Below are 22,608 nucleotides of genomic sequence, written 5' to 3'. Positions count from 1 at the left end.
TAGCGTTTCTTAAACTGTCTCGGGTTCGCCATCTTCTGCCATCGATCAATCGTCGGCTATCTCGATGGGGCGCGAATTAACGCGACACTCAAGTGCCGACATACAAGCGAGATTTCGATCCGCGGATGTCGCCGACAATCGCTTCGGATGCCCGTAATCGTATTTTCGTCAAAACAAGTCAAGTTATGAGGAAAAATTAAAAGCCGGATTAATAGAAAAACCATGAAAATACGTTATGTATTTCAAATATGCGCGGAGTAGTCACGATAAACGGAAATATTACTATCGTAACTCTAAATATTTCATTGAAATACATAAGAAATACCATCGTTAGATATTTGTATTGTTCGGCGTTCAACGACAGATGGCTGCCTCGTGGGTTGCCCGGATGTCGCTGTACACGATGAACCTACGAAGATCTCAACATCCATTTGATTCAAAATAGGAGCTAACATGACGACACAGCCAACGATATCTGACGCCGAATCCATTGATCGTAACGGCGGGGATGGATGGCTCGAAACGAGGCCCGGCGAGCGTTGCAAGATCCGCGTTTCTGCCGCCGACACTCAAGGGGCATATTCTGTCGTTGAGATCGTCTCAAGCCCTGGGGACAGTACGCCAATGCATGTGCATGAGAACGAGGATGAGCACTTTGTCGTCGTGGAAGGCACGGCACGCATCGCTTGTGGCGACAAGACGATCGATGCTCCTGCCGGGTCGGTCATTTCCTTGCCGAGAAAGGTTCCCCACGCATGGGGCAACCCTTCAGATGTGCCTCTTCGCGTCGTCGTGACGACGACGCCTGGCGGAGTGGAAGAGGTTCTTAGGTTGAGAGCGCAAGGCGGCGACATCGATATGAGAGCTGTTGCACAATCTTACGGCGTTTCGGTTGTGGGCCCGCTGCTGCTTCAGGGATAACATCCGGAATGGGATGTTCAGTGATCGAGCAAAGCAAACTGAATTTCCCGATATTGGATCGCAATTTAGTTTCGTCCCGGCATAGTTTGCCGGGACCTCGACGGTTGCGAACATAGCTTTCTCTCGCTTTTCTTGAGCAAGGTCTACGAATCTGCCGCAAGCTGAACCGGACTAGGGATTTGGGTGCTCTTCTCCGCAGCACCTGCCTTTGGCGATCAAAACAGCAGCACCGATATCGCGGGAGAAGGTGGTGACCAACTCGGGTCCACGATTTCGAATGCGCGCCGTTTGCGGACTTTGCGGGGCGCGATCATCCGGAGTTCCAGGAGGAACTCCAAGGCCCGCGCTCGGGGTCGCGTCACAGAGGCAACGGAGCCGGTGGCGACTGTTCGGAATGATCTCTGCGAAATGCGCCAGGCGTTGTACCAACCTCGCGTTTGAAGATCCTGTTGAACGCGGCCTCGGAATGGTAGCCGACATCTTGAGCGATTTCCGACAGCGACAGGTCGTTGCGCTGGATCAGTAGCGTGGCTTTGTGCATTCGCCACTCCGTCAGATATTCAAGAGGTGTTTGGCCAACGACCGACCTGAACCTCGAAGCAAAAGCCGAACGAGACATGCCGGCTGCCTTGGCCAAGGCCTCCAACGTCCAATTGTTCGCCAAGTTGCCATGCATTTCTTTGATCGCCTCGGATAATAGTCGATCGACGACCGCTGCAAGCCATCCTTTTTTGGGCGCGCTGTATTGGCTTGAATAAGCGCGGATCGCATGAATGAAAAGAAGCTCAAAGAGTCGGCTGATCATGGCCTCAGAGCCGAGGCCGGGTTGACTGGTCTCGGTTGCCAGGAGTTCGAGAACGGATTCAAAAGCGCGAGTCCGGCTCTCCTCTGACTTCAAAAGCAGAAAATTCGGCAAAACAGAGAAAAGCGGCTTTGCTTCGAGCGCACTGATTTCGAAAAAGCCGCTAACGAAGGTTGTCAAAGCTCCGTCGCCACCGACCCTGATATAATTTCCAACCCGCCTTTTCTCCACGTCAATACAATCCATCAGAACTGAACCGCTCTGGTCAAACATCTTGTAGGGTGTGTCGTCCAGCATGATGAACAAATCACCCCCACGCAGCGCAACCGGCACGGGTTCAGTCGGTAGCATCAGGACCCCCGCGCCACGGACGACGAGTACGAACTTGACCACAAGCTCACCTGACGATGCCCAACCCCACGGCGCATATGCGTCGATCCGAGTGAACATGGCTCTTCGAACGCGCAATGACGCGCAAATCTCGGTCAAAGGGTCCATACTCCAAATCTCCTCTAAAAAATTGTACGATTGATCAATAAACGCGGACGTTTTGAGCTCGATCGTACTAGAAAATGACAATAAATAGCAAGGCGAAGGAGATCTCTATGGACAAGCGAGATATCGTAGACACCGTCGCGCTACGCAAGGCGCAGTACTGCCGCCATCTTGATACGAAACGTTGGGATGAATTCGCGGCACTGTTTCACGAAACGCCTGAGCTCACATTTTTGGGACCTGAGGGCGAAACAACAGCATCGTTTAGCACCACATCTGAGTTTGTCGCATTGACGCGGTCCTTCCTGGACGGCGCACAAAGCATCCACCAGATTCACAATGCGGAAATCGTTGTCGTCTCGGACCATGAGGTGGCGGCGATCTGGTCGATGGAAGACTACATCATCTTTCCGGCAGGACACGAACACCACCTGCGTTCCATGCATGGTTACGGTCACTATCACGAGACTTGGAAGCGCCAACGGGGCGACTGGGTCATTACCCGCCTTGAACTCCGCCGCACGATCTTTGAACTTCAACACCAGGACAGTCAGGCATGAGCAAGAATCGCATCAGAGTTGGAATCGTAGGTGTGCATCCAGATAAAGGATGGGCAGCAACCGGACATATCCCGGCACTGCGGCTCCTTCCCGAATATGAGATCACGACCATCAGCCATCATGAGCGGGAACTCGCGAATGCAGCGGCGGAAAAGTTCGGCATCAAAAACGCGGTTGCAACGACTGAGGAGCTTGTAAGCCGCCGAGACGTCGACCTGGTCGTCATTTCCGTAAAAGTTCCCCGTCACCTGGACCTCGTCACACAGGCAATCAATGCCGGGAAATCCGTCCTTTGCGAATGGCCGCTCGGCATCAATCTCGCCGACGCCGCGAAGATGAATGAACTGGCAAAGACGAAAGGGGTTCATGCCGCAGTCGGGCTCCAGACCAGGTCTGCCCCCGCGATCAACTTCGTGCGCGATCTGGTCAGGGAAGGTTATGTCGGGACCGTTCGGTCGTCCACACTGATAGGCTCCGGTATCATCTGGGGGGACTCAATGAACGAGATGTTTAAATACACTCTCGATCCCCAGAACGGCGCTGGGATGCTGAGGGTGCCTTTCGGTCATTCGGTCGATGCGGTTCTATATGCTTTGGATTCCCGTTTCGCCGAGGTGAGCGGCACTCTTGCCTCCGTTCGCAAGACGACCCGGATCATCGAAACGGGTCAGGACGCTCCGATGGGTGTACCAGATCAGATTGCCGTCTCGGGAGTTCTGGAAAGCGGTGTGTTTATTAACATCCACTTCCGGGGTGGCCTCTCGCGGGCGACAAACTTCCATTGGGAGATCAATGGCAGTGAGGGCGACATTGTTGTGACGACGCCGGTTGGCTACATCGGCGCAGGTGGGTATCAGGTCCGTGGCGCTCAGGGCGATGACGTCCTGCGCCAGCTCGATATTCCGAGCAAATATGGCGACGATCGGTTCGAAATCGGCATCCCGCAGAGCATGGCCGTCGCATATCAGCGCCTCGCTTCGGATATCTTAACGGGAACACGGCTGTGCCCGACCTTCGAAGACGCGATTGCCCTGCACCGCCTGCTTGCGGACATTGAAAGTAGCGATCGGAGCGCTCATCATGTCTGATACCATGACAGCGTTGGCGATGACCGAGGCGGGTGGACCGGAGGTTCTTCACATCCGGCAGATTGAACGACCACAACTTCAAAGAGAAACGGACATTCTTGTCAGGGTCAAAGCGGCGGGGGTCAATCCCGCCGATTGGCAGAATAGAAAGAATGGCGGTGGATTTGCAGGCAAAGCCGGTGAGATTATTATATTGGGCATTGACGGCGTCGGCGTTGTCGAGGCCGTCGGCGCCGCAGTTCATCACTTCAAGGTTGGTGATGAAGTCTGGTACATAGATGGTGGCTATAGGGGCAACTTCGGGAGCTATGCTGAACTCAAGGTCTTGAACGGTGATTACGCGACACTGAAGCCGAAGTCGCTCGGCTTTGTGGAAGCCGCCGGACTTCCCGTCGCCGCTCTTACCGCGTGGGAGGCCGTTTACGAGAAGGCTGAGATCAAACCAGGTGATTTCGTCCTGATCCACGGCGGTGCTGGCGGGCTCGGGCATCTCAGCATCCAACTGGCACTTTCACTGGGCGCGCGGGTTGCAGCGACAGTATCCAATGAGGATAAAGCGGCGTTTGTGCGCAAATTGGGGGTCGAGCGTGCGATCAATTACAAGCATGAAAGTGTGGTCAAGGCTCTACAAGCCTGGACGGGAAAGGAGGGCGCTGATCACGTCTTCGATTTCGTCGGCCACGGAAATTTCGCGAACAGTTTCGAGCATGTCGCTCCTTATGGCTCCCTGATCAATACTGTGGTCTCCGATTGGCCCAGGGAAACGAATGCCTTGGCCGAATGGAGAAACATCGACGTCAAATTCGTCAATATCGGCTATCCGCAGATTGCTGGACATCACGAATACCGTTTGCAACAAACGGCGGTTCTTAAGCAGATCGCGGAACTTGTCGATTCAGGCAAACTGACGGTCCACATCGATCGCGTCGTACCATTTGCAGGCGTGGGAGAGGCCCACACGGCTCTGGAGACGGGGGCAACGATTGGACGTGTTGTGTTGGATATAGGCGCGTCGACAATGGTTGCTCACACTTGAAGCGTTCGTTGCGAGACAACACCCACCGGCTCGCCTCAGGATGCCGATGGTAAGATCTCAGCCATTCTCACCGACGTCGATGCGGTTTCGATCGGAAGGCTGTATCGAAACCGGGTCCATTGGAGGCATCAATCCGGGGGCGACCCCGGAGCGATGAACATTCGGCACAAGGGTCGTCCGAAAGCGGTCCGGTTTGTATCGGTCAGGCCAACCTGGAGGTTTCGGGGCCCACCGTGACGTCCGGTCTGGGCAGCGTTCCTTACCGCTGGCCCTTCAGATTGGAAAGGCTGGCCTCCAAGATCTCCTTCGACATTGCAGGGTCATCGCAGGCACGCGCTAAAATAACTGCTCCCACCATTTCCGAGAGCGATGACAAAACCTGCTTGCGCTTCAAGCCACCCCTACGGCCGGGCATTGCTCGAGACAGAGTGTCGATGTAAGAGCGAATTCCTCTCGTGAACACCGATCGGATGCTCCCACCGTGTCGCGCAGCATCGGGAGCGAGGGCTGCGAGTGCACAACCGGTACCCGGATGGTCGCAATGGTGCTTCGACAAATAGAATTCGACGATTGCCGAAAAAGCGTCGTCCTTCGAATTTTCTGCAGCGCTTTCCCAACGCTCGCGTGTGCCTTCGAAGGCGCGCTCGCAAGCTTGGGCAGCAAGGTCTTCCTTCGATGCGAAGCTGTTGTAGAAGCCACCATGTGTCAGTCCGGCGCTTTTCATAAGCTCGGTAATGCCGATACCGTCGAAGCCGTGCTCGCGGAACAGTTGCCCGGCAACATCAATAATATGGCGATGATTTCGCTCGGCCTGAGCCCTGTTTACCTTCAAGTCTCGGTCCTCGTCGGTCTGAATGCACCTGGTTATATGTTGGTCAACATTTATCAAATGGGATCTACCGTCGCAAATGCAATGCGCACGCTCGAAGCAGCAGCAGCTTTTCTAACCTGCGCGATCGTTTCGGCGATCATAGGTTTCAGTTGGCGCGGAGAACCTAGGCACGTTTTGAGGTCGGTCCCTTGGAGGAGAACGCATGGCAACTGAGGCGGAGCATGAGATCAGGTGTTGATGGTTCGGCTTTGCAGGCGGCGCCACATCAGCAGCGCGCGCGTTGGTTGCCGTGTTTCTAGGACGGAGTGCTGGCAGGGTGCGATGTTCGCACCGCCTATAATCTCAAGCATCGAGAGCGGAAAACGATATTCAAATCGGCAACCTTGGTAGGCATGGAACGTGTAGCGATAGGGCACAATCTACGCCCCATAGTGGTCTATCCGAAGGATGGGCGAACCGGCATCAATTCCACCACAGACAATCGGGCCTGATCGTTTGGCAGCCCGCCGACCGGGCTGTGATCGAGCCAAGTCAGAATTAAATCCGTGATTTGGGGCGGAGCAAACGGAAGCAATGCGTTAGAAACGCGAAGATGTAGTCGACTGCGACCGCGTGGATGATACCCAGACGCCATCGCAAACCGGACCAACTTGAAGCTGCCTGGGTTCCATTTCGTATTGATGACGCAATAGATTCAGACTGGCCGGTGGGGTGTCCGGAGGCTTTTCCTCCACCCCACCGAGCGATTGTCCGATGGTCTTATGCGCTTTTCACCTCATTGCCGAGATTGACAAGCGACAGCTTCGCGTCCCCAAACAGCATCGACGTCTTTGGATCAACGAAGAGATCGTTCTCGATGCCGGAGAAGCCGGCGCCTTGGCCGCGCTTTAATACGATGACGCTCTTGGCATCGGAGACGTTTAAGATGGGCATGCCGAAGATCGGCGAGGCGGGATTGGTTCGCGCCGCCGGGTTAACGACATCGTTAGCACCAACCACAAGAGCGACATCCGCCTCTCCAAAACGGTCATTAATGTCTTCCATATCGACAAGCTTGTCATAGGAAACGCCCGCCTCAGCTAGCAGCACATTCATGTGCCCGGGCATGCGGCCTGCGACGGGATGGATCGCAAAGCGGACATCACCGCCACGCTTCTCCACCAGATCTGCAAGTTCACGCGCCTGATGCTGCGCCTGAGCTACCGCGAGCCCATAGCCAGGAACAACAATCACGCGATCGGCGAATGCCAGCCGCATTGCCGCATCCTCCGGATCAATCGGGGACATTTCCCCATCTGCGGAATCCTGCTGTCCACCGCTGGCGGGAGAACCGAAGGCGCCGAAAAGAACATTTGAGAAGGATCGGTTCATCGCCTTACTCATTGCAATCGAGAGGATTAGGCCACTGGCGCCGTCCAACGAGCCGACGACGATCAGGATATTGTTGTCGATTGCAAAGCCTGTCGCCACGGCGGCGAGCCCTGCATATGAGTTCAGCAACGACACGACGACGGGCATATCCGCGCCACCAATGGGCAGCACGAAAAGAATGCCGACGAGGCTACTGATTGCAATCATGGCTACGAAGGCGGGAACGCTGTTTGTGAAGGCAATCAGATAGACAAAGCAACCCGCTGCGGCGCAAAGCAGGATCAGGTTCGACACATTCTGAAAGCGGAAGGTGATCGGACGTCCGGGCAGGAGGCCCTGTAGTTTCCCGAAAGCCATTAGGCTGCCCGTTACGGTGAGGCCACCCAGCAGAACTTCGAAGCCCAATGCAGTCACATGACCTCGGCCGATTTCCCCAGCTTCAATGCCGTGGCCAAATTCACCGATCCCTACCAGGGTTGCCGCAAGCGCGCCAAAAGCATGGCTAAGGGCGATGCGTTGCGGCATAGCCGTCATCGGCACCCACATTCCCAGAGGATAGCCAGCAACGGCGCCGACCACCAAGCCAACGACAATCCATTTGTATGAGATTATATCGGCGTGCAGCAAAGTTGCTGCTATCGCGATCACCATTCCGATGGCGGCAAATTGCATTCCTTGTCGTGCAGTGTCCGGCCGGCCGAGCGCCCGAAGGGCCACGATGAACAGAAATGCGGCTGCTAGATAGGAGACTTGAATCAATGTTTCGGTCATATTCATCTAGTCCTCCTTGACGTCCTTTACGGCAGCGGTGCGTCGGAACATTGCAAGCATGCGGTCGGTAATCAGGAAACCACCGAAGACGTTAGCGCTTGCGCAGGCGACCGCGGTTGTGCCGAGCACGATTGCGAAAACGCCTCGATCGGTGCCAGCAAGCACAAGCGAGGCAACGAGCGATATTCCGGAAATGGCATTGGTTGCCGCCATCAGCGGTGTATGCAGGAGTGGCGGAATGCGGCTGATGGTTTGAAAACCGACGAAGCCCGCCAGCATGAAAACAAAAAGTTGAATGGTCGTGGTCGTGGGCATCATGCTTCGGCTCCAATTGTTGGGGTGCTGGTGTTCGGGGCTACTTGTTCAGCCAAAAGCGCGCGGGTGATCGGGTCACTCGCGTCGAGCCGAAAACGGTCCTCCTTGTCGAGTAGATACTCAAGCAGCGCGCGAATGTTGCCGCTGAAGAGACGGCTGGCGTCCGTCGCAAAGAGCGACGACAGGTTTGTCGGTCCAAGAATGTGGACACCGCCGACGTCGACGATGTCGTTGGCCTTGGTTAGGGCACAGTTGCCGCCGCTTTCGACTGCAAGATCGACGATGACCGAACCTTTGCGGAGCCCGACCACCGTTTCCTTGTCGATGAGCAGAGGTGCCGCGCGTCCCGGTATCTGAGCACTTGTGATGATCAAATCCATCGTTGTGAGTTCTGCGGCAAGCGCCCTGCGCAAGCGCAGCTGCTGGTCGTCCGATTGTTCCCGCGCATAGCCTCCGAATCCCTCCGTCGATTCTAATGCGATTTCCGGAAAGACAAACTTTGCGCCGAGGCTTTCGATCTGCTCGCGGGCCGCCTCACGGACGTCAAAGCCATGGGTGATCGCGCCAAGGCGGCGTGCGGTCGCGATCGCCTGCAATCCAGCCACACCGCCGCCAAGAGCGATCATGCGGGCGGGTTTAATCACCCCAGCTGCTGTAGTGAGCATGGGGAGCAATATGTCGAGTACACGCGCGCCTTCCATGACAGCAGCATAACCCGCAATCGTGGCTTGCGATGAGAGGACGTCCATTGCCTGTGCTCGTGACGTGCGAGGCAGGCGCTCCAGTCCGAGATGGGTAATGTCACGCTCCCGCAGACGCCGGTTCAAGTCCGCGTCACGGCCGCCGAGCGAGATGAGCGTACTGCGGCGTGGGAGCTCCTCTATGACCTCGGGAGGCTGCACGGAGAGAAGAATATCGCAGGTAGAGAGGATCTCGGCGCGGCCTGACAGCTGTGCTCCTGCCTCGGCATACGCCTGATCGACAAATCCAGCAGCCGTGCCCGCCGATTCTTCCACGCAGATGTTCATTCTTCCCATGAGCCGCTTCACGTCGGATGGCGTCAGCGCAACCCGCCGCTCGCGGGGTGCGGTTTCGCGAAGCAGACCGACCATTCCAGGCCTGAAAGGCTTTGATGTCATCGCGTGCTCCAACGGGTGTCTTTTGAAAACGCTAATACTGAAAGTTTCGCCCTCATTGTTCCTCCTTGCAGGCATGGGACCTGCGTCTCCGGGTCATGCCGATTGAGCTTTGAAACTAATGTTTGGCGCATTTGGTTTTTCGCCTTGCAAATAGTCTCATATCAGACTTATATACGTTATATGATAATCGCAATATATAATTTTGACCTCCCGTCGGAAATAGAGAACGAAATGAGTGAAAACAGTCGTGACGACCACAAGGACGGACGGTTTGTGATTGCGCGTTTTCTGGCAATAGCCGACGTCGACGACAGGGTTGGAGCGTTCCGTTTGAGGCGATCGACCTTCAAATGGAGGTCAGGCATCAGGTATAAGGTACGGAAAATGTTTTCATATTTTCTGGAAACGATCAAAGAGCCAAAGATCCCTTTCCGCCCGCGTCATGGGCGTTACCCCGTCGTAAGCACAATTCTGATTTTCGCTGCGCGATGGCAATTCGGGCCATAACCCGGCCGCCGTTTATATTTCGTATGAAATATAAAAGCGAAGTGCTGCGTGTTAGCGGCACACATCAAGCCAGTCCGTAAAGCTGGCAAGTAAACCGCACGAAGCCAGCGGCGGTATCGCATTCAAAGAAGGAGAAACATCATGAGAGACTATACTCGCGCATATATCGACGGCGCCTGGGTCAAACCCATTGGTGGCAAAATTGTCGATGTCATCAATCCAGCGACGGAAAAGCCTGCCGGCCAGATCACGTTCGCCACGGCCACGGATGTCGACCTCGCGGTCGCTGCGGCCACTCGCGCTTTCAAGAGCTACTCCCGCACTACAGTTCCGGAGCGCCTTGACCTTCTGCAGAGTATTCTGTCCGTCTATGTCCGACGAATGGACGATTTGGCAGATGCTTTGACTGAGGAGCTGGGGGCGCCGAACAAATTTGCTAAGGATCTTCAGGTGGGCGCCGGTTATATGCACCTCCAGACGACGATCGCAACGCTCAAGGACTTTGCATTCGAGCACCCACAGGGTGGCCGCTCGGTGGTTCGCCGGGAGCCGATTGGTGTCGTCGGCATGATCACGCCGTGGAACTGGCCGATCAACCAGATAATGGTCAAAATCCTGCCGGCTCTGGCGGCTGGCTGCACCAGTGTTCACAAGCCCTCCGAGATCGCTCCGTTTAATGCGCATATCATCGCGGAGATTCTCCACGAGGCCGGCGTACCGAAGGGCGTCTACAATCTAGTGGACGGCGACGGCCCGACCGTTGGTGTGGCGATCTCCGCGCACAAGGATATTGCGATGGTGTCCTTCACGGGCTCGACTGCGGCCGGCATTGATGTGGCTAAACGGGCAGCCGAGAGCGTAAAACGCGTCCACCAGGAACTGGGTGGCAAGTCGCCGAACATCGTGCTCGACGACGCTGATCTCGGCAAGGCTGTCACCGAGAATATTTATCGCTTGATGATGAATTCCGGTCAAACTTGCCACGCTCCCACGCGTCTGCTCGTACCGAGAAACAAGGTTGAACAGGCCAAGTTGATTGCCAAGCAGGTCGTCGATTCTATCACCGTCGGTGATCCGCGCTCGGACGTCTACATGGGACCGGTCATCTCCGCCCGCCAATGGGAGCGTGTCCAGTCAATGATCAAGAAGGGCGTCGAAGAGGGCGCTCAAGTGGTGGCAGGCGGAGAGGGCCGGCCATCCGGTTTGGAGACCGGTTACTACGTCAAGCCCACTGTTTTCGCTGATGTGACCCGCGACATGACCATCGCCCGCGAAGAGATATTCGGCCCGGTTCTATGCATGATTGGCTATAGCGATATCGAGGAAGCCATCGCGATCGCCAACGACAGCGAATACGGCCTCGCCGCCTACGTCCAGTCCGGTAGCACGGAAAAGGCGACCGAAGTGGCAGCCCGCATCGAGGCCGGTATGGTCTACATCAACGGTGCTGGCGAAGACACCGAGGCTCCGTTCGGTGGGTATAAGAAGTCTGGAAACGGACGTGAATGGGGTGAAATCGGCGTTGGCGAGTTCCTTGAGACCAAGGCTCTAATCTACGCCGGCTGAACGCCGTCGACCTTCAAAATCATACAAGCAGACACAACGCGCTGATAGGCGCCTGCCTATCCGCGCGGGAATTGAGGTTCGGTGCGGCGCCGCGTTTCTCGTCGGCCGAGGCGCCTCCGAGACATGAATGGACCTGCTCATGACAGGGCAGGATATTTGGGAGAGTGCAATGAAAGCGTTTCGTGTCAAAGAATTCGGCAAGCCGGTCGTCGAGGAAATTCTTCCCGACCCCGTGCCGACAGGTAAACAGGTCGTCGTGCGCGTACATTCCTGCGGGTTGTGCCACTCCGACGTCCACTTCCAGGAAGGCTACATCAATCTCGGCGGTGGCGGGAGGCTGCCCTTGGAAGCCGCGGGCGCGCATCTGCCCCTGACGATGGGTCACGAAATCTATGGCTATATTTCGGATTTTGGCCCTCAGTCGGGTCTACAGGAAGCGGATCGGAATCGACCGGTCATCGTGTATCCGTGGATTGGCTGTGGTGAGTGCGATGCCTGCCAGGCAGGCTACGACAATGCCTGTACCCGCCCACAGAACCTTGGGCTGCAGCGGCCGGGCGGATATGCCGATAAGGTCGTGGTGCGGGATGCGAAATTCCTGATCGACGCCACGGGCATAGACGCCACAATCGGTGGTGTTTACGCTTGCTCGGGCCTTACATCCTATTCCGCCCTTCGGAAAGTGCCGACTAGGCAGGGCTGGGTTGGGATTATCGGTATGGGCGGCGTCGGTCTGATGGGGCTTTCCATCGCCAAGGGTATTGGATTCGAGAAGGTCGCCGCCATTGACATAAACAATTCACGTCTCGAATTGGCGCAAAATGAATTCGGCGCGGACCTGGTTGCCAACAGTCAAAGCCCTGACGCGGCGACAGTCGTCCTCGATCAGACCGGCGGCCTTCAGGCCATCGTCGATTTCGTCGGCTCGGACCAGACCTGCGCTCTCGCAATGGGATTGCTGGCTCCGGGCGGAACCTATGTCAATGTCGGGCTGTTCGGCGGCCAATTGCGTCTGCCACTTGCAGTCCTATCCTTGAAGCAGCTGACGATCCGCGGTTCCTATGTCGGCTCGCTTGCGGAGCTTCATGAGCTGATAGAGCATGTGCGTGCGGGCAATATAAAGCCCATCCCGGTGACGTCCAGACCGTTCTCCACGCTCAATGAGGGACTTGCGGCGTTGCAAAGCGGTCTCGTCCAGGGGCGGCAGGTTCTCGTAGTCTAACGCGTGTGGCAATGCCCGACACAGGCGTTGCACAAAGCTTGTGTCGGGCAAACGCTCGAAGCGGATCAGTCTGCGGATCATTTTCTGCAATTGATCTTTAGGCCATGCCAAATGATGGACCGGCGATAAAAGTGAACTGTGCAAGCATATGCGGTGCCGGCCTGTTTGGGATGATTTGGAGGACGAAAAGCGCTCCAACCATCGCGCTAAGGTATGGAGACAATGCACATCCTTTGAAAGAGCTGATGGTTTCTGGCGCGGCGATGATGGCTCAGATTGTTGGGCAAGCAATCCCGAGCAATGCGACACGAGGGAGCGAGGAGTTCCCGATGGCACTCTCGTTCACAACTGCGGAGTGGTTAGGCTGTCTCGCCTTTGAAGACTTCAAACCCAGTGTCGATGACGCATTTCTCGGGCGGGCGCTCGGGAGATTCAAAAGCCTTCTCCACCGAAATCTTACCGATCAGGAAGCGGTTGGAGCGGATGGTGGACAGTGCCTGCGGCAATTCACGGCCGATATCGAGGCCGTTGAAGCCAAAGACAGCGAGTTCATCCGGCATGCGGATGCCAGCCCCGAGGCAATGGAAAACGCCGCCAACTGCCATGTCATCATTGGAATAAATGATTGCATCCAGCTTCGTCGGCTGGCTGCAGAGACGGGCCGTCATCTCCCTGCCGGCGCCGACTGAGCTCGGTCCATCGAACATAGCATGAGCCGCGATGCCAAGGCCGGCGTCACGCAGCGCGTCGCTGATCCCGTCGTAGCGCAATCTTGCGCGCCTATCGGCCTTCCAGTCGTGACCGGCATAGCCGAATTGCCGGTAGCCGCGCTCAACAAGATACTGACCAGCGGCGTAGCCGGCATTGCGGTGCGACATGCCCACGGCGATGTCGATCGGCGTGGCGTCGATATCCATCATCTCGACAACCCTGACATCGCTCTCGGAGAGCATGCGATGGGTGGCCGGCGTATGGTCGAAACCTGCAATCAGGATTGCCGCAGGCTTCCATGAGAGCAGGCTGCGAACGATGTTTTCCTCAAGGTTGATATCGTAGTCCGTTATACTGATGACGGGCTGATAATCGCTGCCCCGAAGACCGGCATTGACGCCCTGCAACACCTCTGGAAACACGATGTTGGAGAGCGAAGGGACGATGACGCCGACAAGATGAGAATCCAGCGAAGCGAGCGAGCCCGCAATCCGGTTCGGGACGTAGCCGGTGGCCTGCACAGCCTCCATGACTCGCTGGCGTGTCTCGTCGGCGACAGGGCCCTTATTCCGCATGATACGAGAAACTGTCGATTCGCTGACGCCTGCGCGCAGAGCGACGTCCTTGACGGTCATCTTGCTCTTCTTCGTCGGCAAACGCTGTTTCGGGTGCATCTTTCTTGTATTCCAGTCCATTGGCGCAATGGTTCACCGTGGCGTGATCTCATTCCAATAGCAAGACGCCCGGTTCTATCAAAAACCGGGCGTCTGCTGGGAGGACCGAAGCAATCAGGCGGACTTCACATATTTGCGCCAGGAATGTTCCTGCTTGAAGCCCAGAACCTCTCTTGTCTTCTGGTTCGACAACAGCCCTTCATACTCGCCGAGTTCGCGGGTCAGCTTGACGCCCGGATAGAAGCGCTGCAGAAGTTCCTTCGTCGGTAGGTCGGAGGACGTCTCGTCATTGGCCGCATTGAAGATCTGAAAGCCGAGCCCGTCCTTGTTGACGGCGCGGTCGACGATCTGCCCGAGGTCACGCGCGTCGATGTAACTCCATGCAATCCGCTTGCGGAAACCAGGATCGGCGAACCATTTCGGGAAGAGTTCATATTCATTCGGCTCGATGACATTGCCGATGCGAATAGCATAAATGTCGAAGCCGGATCGCAGCGCAAATGCCTGAGCCGTTTTCTCATTGCAGATCTTCGACAGCGCATAGCTGTCCATCGGATCCACGGGGTAGTCTTCTTCCAACGGAAAATGCACTGGATTGCGCGGTTCATTCGCGAAGACGAGACCGTATGTGGTTTCCGAAGAAGCGATGACGACCTTCTTGATGCCGAGCGTCACGGCCGCCTCGATAACGTTGTAGGTCCCCTGCGCATTGATGCGAAACACCTCGTTGTCCGGCGTGATCATGATACGCGGGATGGCCGCGAAATGGACCACCGCATCCACCGGCTGGCTTCGCAGCGACGGATCGAATTCGTGCAGTCCCATATAACTTGAGAGCGCCTTGAAGACCTGTCCGCTATCGGTGATATCGGTGATAAGTGTACGGACCTTCGGATTGTCGAGAGGCTTGGTGTCGATGTTCAGCACCTGGTGGCCCTGATCGACGAGATATTGAACGACGTGTTTGCCGGCCTTGCCGCTGCCGCCGGTGAACATGATGCGCTTTCCCATGGGGACTACTCCTTTATGTGATGCTGTTGCTCAGGCGGTGGCCGCGAGCATGATATTTTCCTGTGTCGCTTCCGCACGCGGGAAGGTCCCGCTTATGCGGCCTTCCTTAAGGACGATGACACGGTCACTGATAGCCAGCACTTCCGGCAGGTCCGACGAGACGACGATGATGGAAAGTCCCTCGGCGGCAAGCTCGTTCAGCAGTGCGTGAACTTCTGATTTGGCACCGATATCGATGCCACGGGTCGGCTCGTCGACAATCAGGATGCGTGGCTTTCTCGCCACCCACTTGGCGATCACCACCTTCTGCTGATTGCCACCCGAAAGATTGACCACCTTTTGATCCGGGGAAGGTGTCTTGATCCCGAGGGACCGGATGTAGTCGATGCAGCGCGTTCGCTCGCGGCGGCGGTCGACAAAATCGAGACGACAGTAGTCGCCGAGATGGGTGAGGCTGAAATTCTCGCGCACCGACATGCCAAGTACGAGGCCTTGTCCCTTTCGGTCCTCGGTGACGAAGCCCAGTCCCTGTTCGATTGCATCCGATGGGTTCTTGATGCGCACGGCCTGGCCGGCAATCCGGATTTCTCCGCTAGCCGGACGACTGCCGAAAATCATTTCCATGGTTTCGGTTCGGCCCGCACCGATCAGGCCGAAGAAGCCGAGAATCTCTCCCTTGTGGAGATCGAAGCTGATATCGCTGACGCTCGTGGAATGCGACGAGGCCTTCAGCATGTTGAGGTTCCTGACCGATAGCAGGATCTCGTTCGTCATATGCGTTTCGTGTTTGCCGAAGAGTTGCGACAGCTCACGATCGACCATTTTCCGCACGAGGAGATCCCGCGTCATCTCGCCTATCGGGCGACTGTCGACAGTTTCCCCATCACGCAGTACCGTCACGCGATCGGCAATCTCGAAAATTTCGTCCAGACGGTGTGAAATATAGACGATCCCGATGCCCTGCGCCGCAAGCCTTTTTACGACGGAAAGCAGGACAGTTGCCTCGTGATGGCTGAGCGAGGCCGTTGGCTCGTCCATGATGATCATTTTGGAGCGATACGATATCGCCCGGGCGATCTCGACAATCTGCTTGTGGCCGATACTGAGCTCGCTCACCCGTGTCGCCGGGTCTATTTTCATCTCGAGCTCGGAAAGCACGGCCGCGGCATCAGCATTCATCTTGCGGCGGTCGATCAGCCTGGAAGGCGTCAAAGGTTCGCGAGCGAGGAAGATATTCTCTGCAATGCTCAGATTGTCTACGACCGCGAGCTCTTGATAAATAATGCTGATGCCAAGCTGGCGGGCGTGAACAGGATCGCGGATCGTGACGGGTTCCCCCTCAACGCGAATTTCTCCGCCGGCATCATTGCGGTAGACGCCAGTCATGATTTTCATCAACGTGCTTTTCCCGGCGCCGTTTTCCCCCGCGACTGCGTGCACTTCACCGCGGTTGAGCGAGAGGTCGACGCGATTGAGAGCACGAACCCCTGGAAAGGTCTTCGAGATGTTGTGCATTTCGAGAAACGGCGGCATGGTAGACCTGTCTATGGCTAAGCGGCAGGAAAGCGGGTGCGAAGTGTCACTCCGCACCCGGACGGCTTACTTGGTGTAGCTGCCGAGGTTGGCAGCGGTAACGACCGTTACACCGGTGTCGATGTCCTTCGGTGCGGTCTCTTTTCCGTCGATCTGATCAACCAGATGCTCTACGGCAAGCTTGCCCATCGTTACCGGACGCTGGACCATGATGCCGTTGATGAAGCCGTCCTTGACACCGCGAATGGTGTCGGGAAGGTCGTCGAAGGCAAAGACCTTCAGCTTGCCCTTGCGATCCGAAAATTCCTTCTCGGCAAGAACCTTGGCGACGGCCGGTCCGCCGACCTGGCTGATACCGAAGATGCCCTTGAGATCCGGATTGGCGCGAAGCAGTGCCTCGGTTACGGAGACACCCTTGGCAAGATCGTCTTCAGTGCCTTCGGTCGCCGCAATCTTGATCTTCGGATAGGCTTCGAGCGCCTTCTTTACGCCGGCAATGCGTTCATTGAGGTTCGATGCACCCAATTCGCCCGTCACGATCGCGACCGTGCCTTCACCGCCGATGGCTTCGGCCATGGATTTGCCCATGGTCACGCCGGCCTGTTCGTTTACGGTGCCGATATACATGCTGCGGCCGCTCTTGGCGCTGTCACTGTCAAAGGTCAGCACCTTGATCCCGGCCTTGACCGCCTGCTTGATGATGCCTTCGACCGATTTGGGTTCGTTGACCGAAATCGCGATGCCGTCGACATGGCGCGAGATCAGGTCTTCAATGATCTTGACCTGTGTAGAACCCTGCGTGTTTTGCGGCACGACCCATTGGTATTTGACGCCGAGTGCTTCCGCCGCCTTCTGAGCGCCGGTGTTGCAGTCGTCAAAGAACGGAACTGCGACTTTCGGGACGACAGCGACGGTTATGTCCGCCTTGTCTTTTGCCGTCGCGGCCTGCGCCACCACAAGCAAGGAAGCTCCCACAAGCGCGAGCTTTACTGATTTCATAAAAAGATTCATTTCATTCTCCTCCTACAGGGCTCTCCTCGAGCCTCATCCTTTAAGTAACCGAGTGGCCTCAACGTCAGGCCCGTCCTCCCATGATCCGATTTCTGAGTACGTCGAGGCTGACGGCGATCAAGATCACGCCGCCCGTAATGGCCTGCTGCGCATAGGTATTGATGTTGAGCAGAACGACACCGTTTGCGATGACGCCGACAAGTGCTGCGCCGATGACGGCACCGGTCACGCTTCCCACGCCGCCGGACAGACTGGCCCCGCCGATGGCAGCTGCAGCGATCACGTCGAGCTCGGCGCCGAAGCCGGACGCCGGCTCGGCAGAAAGGTAGCGGGAAAATCCGATGACACCGGCGACGGACGCGATCGTGGACGAGATCACGTATACAGAGAGTTTGACGCGATCGACTTTGACGCCACTCAGGCGCGCCGCATATTCGTTGCCACCCGTCGCATAAATATGCCGTCCAAAGCGGGTGCCGCGCATGATGATTGCGAAGACGACCATCAAAATCAGCATCAGCACGACTGGCACCGGCACCGGGCCGATATATCCTTGGCCTAAAAATGCGAAGGAGTCAGGCGTGTCCGGCGTCACCGGGATGCCATGTGTGATCATGTACATCAGGCCGCGCCCGATGCTCAGCGTTCCGAGGGTTGCGATGAAGGGCGGCAACCCGATGACGGTAACCAGAACGCCGTTGATGAAGCCGAAGATGAGCCCGACGCCGATGCCCGCGGCAATGCAGATGCCCATCGGAAGGGCAGCGTCGAAGCAGAGTGCTGTCACCAGAGACGCGAGACCCATCGCCGAACCGACCGAGAGATCGATGCCGCCTGTGATGATCACCAACACCATGCCGATGCTCATGATCGCGGTCAGCGAGAACGCGCGAAAAACACCCATCAGGTTGTCTGTCGTGAAGAAGTAGGGCGTGAACAGGCTGATGATTATTCCGACGGCAATCAATGCAATCAAAACATTGAACTCTCGGACCTGAAACAGTTTCCGGATCTCATCAAGCACAGGCGACGATTGCGTACCTGCTATCGGATGATCTTGATTCGTTGTCGACACGTTGCTCCTCCACACAGGCGCTGCCTTCGAGACGGCGTGCTCCAATGCTGAGCGCTGTCATCCCATACTCGACCATTCTCAAGGCATTTTTCCTCAATGTGGCAGCGCTGTCATTAAATTCTCAGATTTTTTCGCTTGTCAACGAGGCGTGTGCAAGATTTTCGGCAATTATACAGGTGCTGGTGGCGTAGATTGTTCCGATTGCCACGCAGTCAATACAATCTCACGATGTGTTAGATGCACTTTTCTCTATTGTGACAGCGCTTTCATTGTGCTTATGTTGCGCCGACAACAAACGCTTCCGGATTGCCATCATGCCGTCGCTTGCCCTCATCCACACGGTTTCAAGCCTTGTACAGGTGTTCCAGCCGCTGGTATCGACCGCGCTGCCCGGTTGGGGTTCCTTCAATATTCTCGACGAGAGCCTGCTGCGAAACACCATTCGCGATGGTGCTCTGTCGCAAACGACGGTGAAAAGACTCGCTCAGTATGTCTTTTCGGCCACCGAAGCCGGCGCAGACGCGATCGTCGTGACATGTTCGTCGCTGGGTGACGCCGTTGATATCATTCGCCCTTTGGCGTTGGTTCCCCTGTTCCGGATTGATCAGGGAATGGCGAATGCCGCGGTCGCTTCGGCCCAGCGCATCGGCATTCTCGCGACTTTGCCGACAACACTCGTGCCGACCAGGACCATGATTCGAAGTGCTGCCGCGGCGGCCGGGAGAAATTGCGAGATCGTGGAGATGTTGTGCAATGGCGCTTTCGAGCGCCTGGCGCAAGGTGATCGGCATGGGCACGACGAATTGGTGATTGCGGGTTTCAAGGCGCTCGCTTCGCGATCGGAGATGATCGTTCTTGCCCAGGCATCGATGGCAAATGCCCTGGAAGCCCTGGGGCCTGGATCGCCCGACGTGCCAGTGCTGACGAGCCCTCAGCTTGGCATGACCTATGTCGGACAAGAACTGCTGGCTAACGCCGCAGATTCCTGACGAAGGCGATCCTTCGCCCGCATTCTGAACAATGGAGATCGAAATGGAATACAGGACACTCGGCCACTCCGGCCTGAAGATATCCGCGTTGAGCATGGGGACGTTCTCTTTTGCCGGGCGAGGCGATTTTGCCATGGTCGCAAGCCAGGGCGTCAAGGAAGCCCAGCGGCTGGTCGACGTCTGCATCGATGGCGGCATCAATGTCTTCGATACCGCAAACATGTATTCGCTCGGTGGTTCGGAGGAAATTCTCGGCGAAGTTCTGGAGGGACGCCGCGATCGGATCCTCATCTCATCGAAGGCTCGTATGCGCATCGGCGACGGTCCGAATGACGAGGGCGTGTCTCGCTACCACCTGATCCGGGAATGCGAGCGCAGCCTCAAGCGTTTGAGAACGGACCATATCGACATCTATTTCATGCACGAATGGGACGGGCTGACGCCGCTCGAGGAGATGCTTTCGGCGCTCGATACGCTCGTCCAGCAGGGCAAGATCCGCTACATCGGCTGCTCGAATTATTCAGGCTGGCATATCATGAAGGCGCTCCGCGTCTCCGAGCTTAAAAACTATCCGCGGTTCGTCACGCAACAAATCCACTACACGCTCGAAGCGCGCGAAGCGGAGTACGAATTGCTGCCGATCTCGGTCGATCAGGGCCTGGGCGCTATGGTGTGGAGCCCGCTGGCAGCCGGTTTGCTGTCGGGCGCTTTCGGCCGCAACAAGACACCGGCAGATTCTCGCCAGGCTGCCGGCTGGAGCGAGCCGCCGATTCGCGATCAGGAGCGGCTGTGGAACATTGTCGATGTGCTTGATGATATCGCGAGGGTACGCGGTGTCACGCCGGCTCAGGTCGCGTTGTCGTGGACGCTGTCGCGACCCGGAGTTACGTCACTGGTCGTCGGCGGCCTCACGGAGCAGCACTTCAGGGATAATATGGCAGCCGTCGATGTGAAGCTTAGCAGCGACGAACTCGGGCGCCTGAACGAGGTCAGCCGCTTGCCTTATCTCTACCCCTACTGGCATCAGCACAACTTCGCCAAAGAGCGGTTCTGCGCCGGTGATTGGGCGCTCCATGCCGATTACGAGGATCTCGGCAAGGTCTGAATGACGAAGGCGGCCCTAGAGGCCGCCTTTCGCTTTTCCGTTCCGGAACGTGTCCAACCAAAGGAGACCGGATCTCGTGTCGCCAGCCGGGCGGTATTCGCATCCGACGAAGCCCTCATACCCAAGGATGTCGAGTTCACGCAATATGCTGAAATCGTTCAGTTCGCCCGTGCCGGGCTCATGTCGCAGCGGAACGGCTGCAATCTGAACATGACCGATAATTGGCATTAGTTGGCGCAGTCCCGTCAACACGTCTCCGTGAATGATCTGGCGATGGTAGATATCGAACTGCAGCCGTAGATTGGGCTTGTTTAAATCGCGAATGATGTCAGCTGCAAAATCGAAATCATTCAGGAAGTAGCCGGGCATATCCCGTGAATTGATCGGCTCGATGACGACATCGATATCATGCTCGCCAGCACGATCGCATGCGAAGGAGAGTGAGTCGCGGTAGTCGGCAACAGCCTTCGGGCCGGTTCTCGAGGCAATTCCGCTCATCATGTGGAAGCGCTTCGCTCCGGTACTCTTGGCGTAGGAGAGCGCGATTTCGACCGATATCCTGAATTCGTCACGGCGCTCGGGGAGCGTCGCGAGCCCGCGCTCTCCGGCTTGCCAGTCACCGGGTGGAAGATTGAAGAGCGCCAATGTCAGGCCATTGGCCTGCAGCCGCTCGGAGATCACTTCCGGCGGATGCTCGTAGGGAAACAGGAATTCGACGGCGGAGAACCCCGCCGCCGATGCCGCCTCGAAGCGATCGAGGAACGGGACTTCGTTGAACATCATCGTGAGATTGGCGGCAAAACTGGGCATCAGTCAGGCCTTCGGTACACCAGGAAGATCGATGTCAGCGATGCTTGCGAGCAGTCGGGCGATCGAAGCATCGTCATCCCGACCCATCCCCGCCGCCGATGTCATGATGAACATCTGGAGCGCAGCCGAAGCGATCGGCAGCGGGAATTTCTTGTCACGCCCGAGGTCCGAGACGATGCCAAGGTCCTTGTTGAAGATATCGACGGCGCTATGCGGGCTGTAGTCACCTTGGAGGATGTGCGGCACCCGATTTTCAAACATCCACGAATTGCCGGCTGACGCCGTGATGACCTCGTAGACCTTACCGATATCGAGACCCAGCGCTTTGGCAAAGGTGATGGCTTCGCATGCGGCGGCAATGTGAACGCCGGCCAGCAGCTGGTTGACGATCTTGAAGGACGAGCCGATGCCGGGCTTTTCGCCGAGTTCATAGACCTTGAGGGCAATCGCATCGAGCACCGGCCGGACATGGGCAAAGGCCTTGCGTGAACCAGAGCCCATCACCGTGAGTTCGCCGGCAGCAGCCCGCTTCGCCCCGCCGCTGATTGGTCCATCGATATAGTCCAGGCCCAGCTTGTAAGCGCTGGCTGCCAACTGCTCGGCCAACTGGGGCGGCATGGTTGCGAAAGAAAGAATCGTGCCGCCCGTTGCCATGCCGGAGGCTGCTCCATTGTCGCCGAACAGCACACTTTCCGTTTGTACCCCGTTAACGACGACGGTGATCACCACATCCGCATCTTTTGCCGCGGCGGCAGGGTTTTCTTCGGCCTCTCCGCCAGCTTCCGAGAACCGTGCCAGTGTCTCGGCGTTGATGTCGTAGCCGCTCGTCCTGAAGCCCTTGCGCAGTAGCGAAAGCGCTACACCAAAACCCATAGACCCAAGGCCGATGACGCAGACCTTTGAAATCGCCCGTTCGCTCATGTTCCCAAATCCATTGTTCCACTTGCCCGATCGTTCACCAGAAATGGCTTGATTTACGACACTCGGAAAAGTAATGACAGCGTTGCCACTCTATGGTTAGCTTATCGGCGAAACGGATTGCAAGCCTTTATTTGTGACTGATT

At 56.7% G+C, this 22,608-nt stretch carries 20 protein-coding genes; 8 read left to right on the top strand and 12 right to left on the bottom strand.

Translation table 11 applies throughout. The features are described from left to right. Positions 1-453 precede the first annotated feature (453 nt). Positions 454-921, top strand: coding sequence for a cupin domain-containing protein (locus FHT86_RS32135; RefSeq protein ID WP_133710694.1), 468 nt, complete (start codon positions 454-456; stop codon positions 919-921). Between the two features lie 358 nt (positions 922-1,279). On the opposite strand, the gene FHT86_RS32130 is transcribed toward FHT86_RS32135, so the two are convergent. After that, entirely contained in the window at positions 1,280-2,221 is a 942-nt protein-coding gene (locus tag FHT86_RS32130) for an AraC family transcriptional regulator (protein WP_166656964.1), read from the bottom strand. A 107-nt stretch (positions 2,222-2,328) separates the two neighbouring features. On the opposite strand from FHT86_RS32130, the gene FHT86_RS32125 reads away from it, so the two are divergent. Genes FHT86_RS32125 through FHT86_RS32115 form a run of 3 tightly spaced genes read left to right on the top strand, consistent with a single transcriptional unit; the run spans position 2,329 to position 4,902 of the window. Next, positions 2,329-2,778: a nuclear transport factor 2 family protein gene (locus FHT86_RS32125; protein WP_133710695.1), complete on the top strand. Its 450-nt coding sequence runs from the start codon at positions 2,329-2,331 to the stop codon at positions 2,776-2,778. Further along, positions 2,775-3,866 carry a Gfo/Idh/MocA family protein gene (locus FHT86_RS32120; RefSeq protein ID WP_133710696.1) on the top strand — a complete coding sequence of 364 codons (1,092 nt, stop codon included), beginning with the start codon at positions 2,775-2,777 and terminating at the stop codon, positions 3,864-3,866. The genes FHT86_RS32125 and FHT86_RS32120 overlap by 4 nt, the downstream gene beginning before the upstream one ends. After that, positions 3,859-4,902 (top strand): zinc-binding dehydrogenase, encoded by a 1,044-nt coding sequence (locus FHT86_RS32115; RefSeq protein WP_133710697.1) that lies wholly within the window; start codon positions 3,859-3,861, stop codon positions 4,900-4,902. The genes FHT86_RS32120 and FHT86_RS32115 overlap by 8 nt, the downstream gene beginning before the upstream one ends. A 259-nt stretch (positions 4,903-5,161) precedes the next feature. On the opposite strand, the gene FHT86_RS32110 is transcribed toward FHT86_RS32115, so the two are convergent. The 4 genes from FHT86_RS32110 to FHT86_RS32095 all read right to left on the bottom strand — a co-directional run bounded on the left by FHT86_RS32110 (position 5,162) and on the right by FHT86_RS32095 (position 9,330). After that, a complete protein-coding gene (locus FHT86_RS32110; protein WP_133710698.1) occupies positions 5,162-5,734 on the bottom strand; it encodes a TetR/AcrR family transcriptional regulator in 573 nt (190 codons plus the stop codon). 759 nt (positions 5,735-6,493) lie between these two features. Next, complete coding sequence (locus FHT86_RS32105; RefSeq protein WP_133710997.1) at positions 6,494-7,876, bottom strand: NAD(P)(+) transhydrogenase (Re/Si-specific) subunit beta; 1,383 nt, start codon at positions 7,874-7,876, stop codon at positions 6,494-6,496. Positions 7,877-7,882: 6 nt separating this feature from the next. Further along, complete coding sequence (locus FHT86_RS32100) at positions 7,883-8,191, bottom strand: NAD(P) transhydrogenase subunit alpha (protein WP_133710998.1); 309 nt, start codon at positions 8,189-8,191, stop codon at positions 7,883-7,885. Beyond that, entirely contained in the window at positions 8,191-9,330 is a 1,140-nt protein-coding gene (locus tag FHT86_RS32095; protein WP_166656965.1) for an NAD(P) transhydrogenase subunit alpha, read from the bottom strand. The genes FHT86_RS32100 and FHT86_RS32095 overlap by 1 nt, the downstream gene beginning before the upstream one ends. A 648-nt stretch (positions 9,331-9,978) precedes the next feature. Between FHT86_RS32095 and FHT86_RS32090 the strand changes: the two genes are divergently transcribed. Next, positions 9,979-11,403, top strand: coding sequence for an aldehyde dehydrogenase family protein (locus FHT86_RS32090; RefSeq protein ID WP_133710700.1), 1,425 nt, complete (start codon positions 9,979-9,981; stop codon positions 11,401-11,403). Positions 11,404-11,572: 169 nt separating this feature from the next. After that, on the top strand, positions 11,573-12,625 hold the full coding sequence (locus tag FHT86_RS32085; RefSeq protein ID WP_166656966.1) for a zinc-binding dehydrogenase: 1,053 nt from the start codon (positions 11,573-11,575) through the stop codon (positions 12,623-12,625). A 359-nt stretch (positions 12,626-12,984) separates the two neighbouring features. Here FHT86_RS32085 and FHT86_RS32080 read toward each other — a convergent pair whose 3' ends face one another. The 5 genes from FHT86_RS32080 to FHT86_RS32060 all read right to left on the bottom strand — a co-directional run bounded on the left by FHT86_RS32080 (position 12,985) and on the right by FHT86_RS32060 (position 18,640). Next, a complete protein-coding gene (locus tag FHT86_RS32080; protein WP_246779749.1) occupies positions 12,985-13,971 on the bottom strand; it encodes a LacI family DNA-binding transcriptional regulator in 987 nt (328 codons plus the stop codon). Between the two features lie 153 nt (positions 13,972-14,124). Further along, positions 14,125-15,021: an NAD-dependent epimerase/dehydratase family protein gene (locus tag FHT86_RS32075; RefSeq protein WP_133710703.1), complete on the bottom strand. Its 897-nt coding sequence runs from the start codon at positions 15,019-15,021 to the stop codon at positions 14,125-14,127. Between the two features lie 30 nt (positions 15,022-15,051). Next, the gene (locus FHT86_RS32070; protein ID WP_133710704.1) at positions 15,052-16,554 is read right to left on the bottom strand and encodes a sugar ABC transporter ATP-binding protein; all 1,503 of its coding nucleotides are present in this window, start codon (positions 16,552-16,554) and stop codon (positions 15,052-15,054) included. A gap of 66 nt (positions 16,555-16,620) precedes the next feature. After that, positions 16,621-17,565 carry a sugar-binding protein gene (locus tag FHT86_RS32065; protein ID WP_133710705.1) on the bottom strand — a complete coding sequence of 315 codons (945 nt, stop codon included), beginning with the start codon at positions 17,563-17,565 and terminating at the stop codon, positions 16,621-16,623. Between the two features lie 64 nt (positions 17,566-17,629). Continuing rightward, positions 17,630-18,640: an ABC transporter permease gene (locus tag FHT86_RS32060; RefSeq protein WP_208116691.1), complete on the bottom strand. Its 1,011-nt coding sequence runs from the start codon at positions 18,638-18,640 to the stop codon at positions 17,630-17,632. A 314-nt stretch (positions 18,641-18,954) separates the two neighbouring features. Here FHT86_RS32060 and FHT86_RS32055 point away from each other — a divergent pair, with 314 nt between their 5' ends. Together FHT86_RS32055 and FHT86_RS32050 are read left to right on the top strand one after the other, a co-directional pair. Next, positions 18,955-19,629, top strand: a complete 675-nt coding sequence (locus FHT86_RS32055; protein ID WP_133710706.1) for an aspartate/glutamate racemase family protein — start codon at positions 18,955-18,957, stop codon at positions 19,627-19,629. 43 nt (positions 19,630-19,672) lie between these two features. Then, positions 19,673-20,734 carry an aldo/keto reductase gene (locus FHT86_RS32050; RefSeq protein WP_133710707.1) on the top strand — a complete coding sequence of 354 codons (1,062 nt, stop codon included), beginning with the start codon at positions 19,673-19,675 and terminating at the stop codon, positions 20,732-20,734. Positions 20,735-20,749: 15 nt separating this feature from the next. Here FHT86_RS32050 and otnI read toward each other — a convergent pair whose 3' ends face one another. Both otnI and ltnD read right to left on the bottom strand, forming a co-directional pair. Next, the gene (gene otnI, locus FHT86_RS32045) at positions 20,750-21,544 is read right to left on the bottom strand and encodes a 2-oxo-tetronate isomerase (protein WP_133710708.1); all 795 of its coding nucleotides are present in this window, start codon (positions 21,542-21,544) and stop codon (positions 20,750-20,752) included. Positions 21,545-21,547: 3 nt separating this feature from the next. Continuing rightward, the gene (ltnD, locus tag FHT86_RS32040) at positions 21,548-22,465 is read right to left on the bottom strand and encodes an L-threonate dehydrogenase (protein ID WP_133710709.1); all 918 of its coding nucleotides are present in this window, start codon (positions 22,463-22,465) and stop codon (positions 21,548-21,550) included. Positions 22,466-22,608: the final 143 nt, after the last annotated feature.

Origin of the sequence: Rhizobium sp. BK313 (assembly GCF_014193655.1) — a bacterium.
GTDB lineage: Bacteria > Pseudomonadota > Alphaproteobacteria > Rhizobiales > Rhizobiaceae > Rhizobium.
This window is presented reverse-complemented; position numbering and strand designations above follow the sequence as displayed.

What these genes read in the sequence shown, in the direction of transcription:
- FHT86_RS32135 (WP_133710694.1), top strand. Translation starts at nt 454, where the DNA reads ATGACGACACAGCCAACGATATCTGACGCCGAATCCATTGATCGTAAC.
- FHT86_RS32130 (WP_166656964.1), bottom strand. Translation starts at nt 2,221, where the DNA reads ATGGACCCTTTGACCGAGATTTGCGCGTCATTGCGCGTTCGAAGAGCC.
- FHT86_RS32125 (WP_133710695.1), top strand. Translation starts at nt 2,329, where the DNA reads ATGGACAAGCGAGATATCGTAGACACCGTCGCGCTACGCAAGGCGCAG.
- FHT86_RS32120 (WP_133710696.1), top strand. Translation starts at nt 2,775, where the DNA reads ATGAGCAAGAATCGCATCAGAGTTGGAATCGTAGGTGTGCATCCAGAT.
- FHT86_RS32115 (WP_133710697.1), top strand. Translation starts at nt 3,859, where the DNA reads ATGTCTGATACCATGACAGCGTTGGCGATGACCGAGGCGGGTGGACCG.
- FHT86_RS32105 (WP_133710997.1), bottom strand. Translation starts at nt 7,876, where the DNA reads ATGACCGAAACATTGATTCAAGTCTCCTATCTAGCAGCCGCATTTCTG.
- FHT86_RS32100 (WP_133710998.1), bottom strand. Translation starts at nt 8,191, where the DNA reads ATGCCCACGACCACGACCATTCAACTTTTTGTTTTCATGCTGGCGGGC.
- FHT86_RS32095 (WP_166656965.1), bottom strand. Translation starts at nt 9,330, where the DNA reads ATGACATCAAAGCCTTTCAGGCCTGGAATGGTCGGTCTGCTTCGCGAA.
- FHT86_RS32090 (WP_133710700.1), top strand. Translation starts at nt 9,979, where the DNA reads ATGAGAGACTATACTCGCGCATATATCGACGGCGCCTGGGTCAAACCC.
- FHT86_RS32085 (WP_166656966.1), top strand. Translation starts at nt 11,573, where the DNA reads ATGAAAGCGTTTCGTGTCAAAGAATTCGGCAAGCCGGTCGTCGAGGAA.
- FHT86_RS32080 (WP_246779749.1), bottom strand. Translation starts at nt 13,971, where the DNA reads ATGACCGTCAAGGACGTCGCTCTGCGCGCAGGCGTCAGCGAATCGACA.
- FHT86_RS32075 (WP_133710703.1), bottom strand. Translation starts at nt 15,021, where the DNA reads ATGGGAAAGCGCATCATGTTCACCGGCGGCAGCGGCAAGGCCGGCAAA.
- FHT86_RS32070 (WP_133710704.1), bottom strand. Translation starts at nt 16,554, where the DNA reads ATGCCGCCGTTTCTCGAAATGCACAACATCTCGAAGACCTTTCCAGGG.
- FHT86_RS32065 (WP_133710705.1), bottom strand. Translation starts at nt 17,565, where the DNA reads ATGAATCTTTTTATGAAATCAGTAAAGCTCGCGCTTGTGGGAGCTTCC.
- FHT86_RS32055 (WP_133710706.1), top strand. Translation starts at nt 18,955, where the DNA reads ATGCCGTCGCTTGCCCTCATCCACACGGTTTCAAGCCTTGTACAGGTG.
- FHT86_RS32050 (WP_133710707.1), top strand. Translation starts at nt 19,673, where the DNA reads ATGGAATACAGGACACTCGGCCACTCCGGCCTGAAGATATCCGCGTTG.
- otnI (WP_133710708.1), bottom strand. Translation starts at nt 21,544, where the DNA reads ATGCCCAGTTTTGCCGCCAATCTCACGATGATGTTCAACGAAGTCCCG.
- ltnD (WP_133710709.1), bottom strand. Translation starts at nt 22,465, where the DNA reads ATGAGCGAACGGGCGATTTCAAAGGTCTGCGTCATCGGCCTTGGGTCT.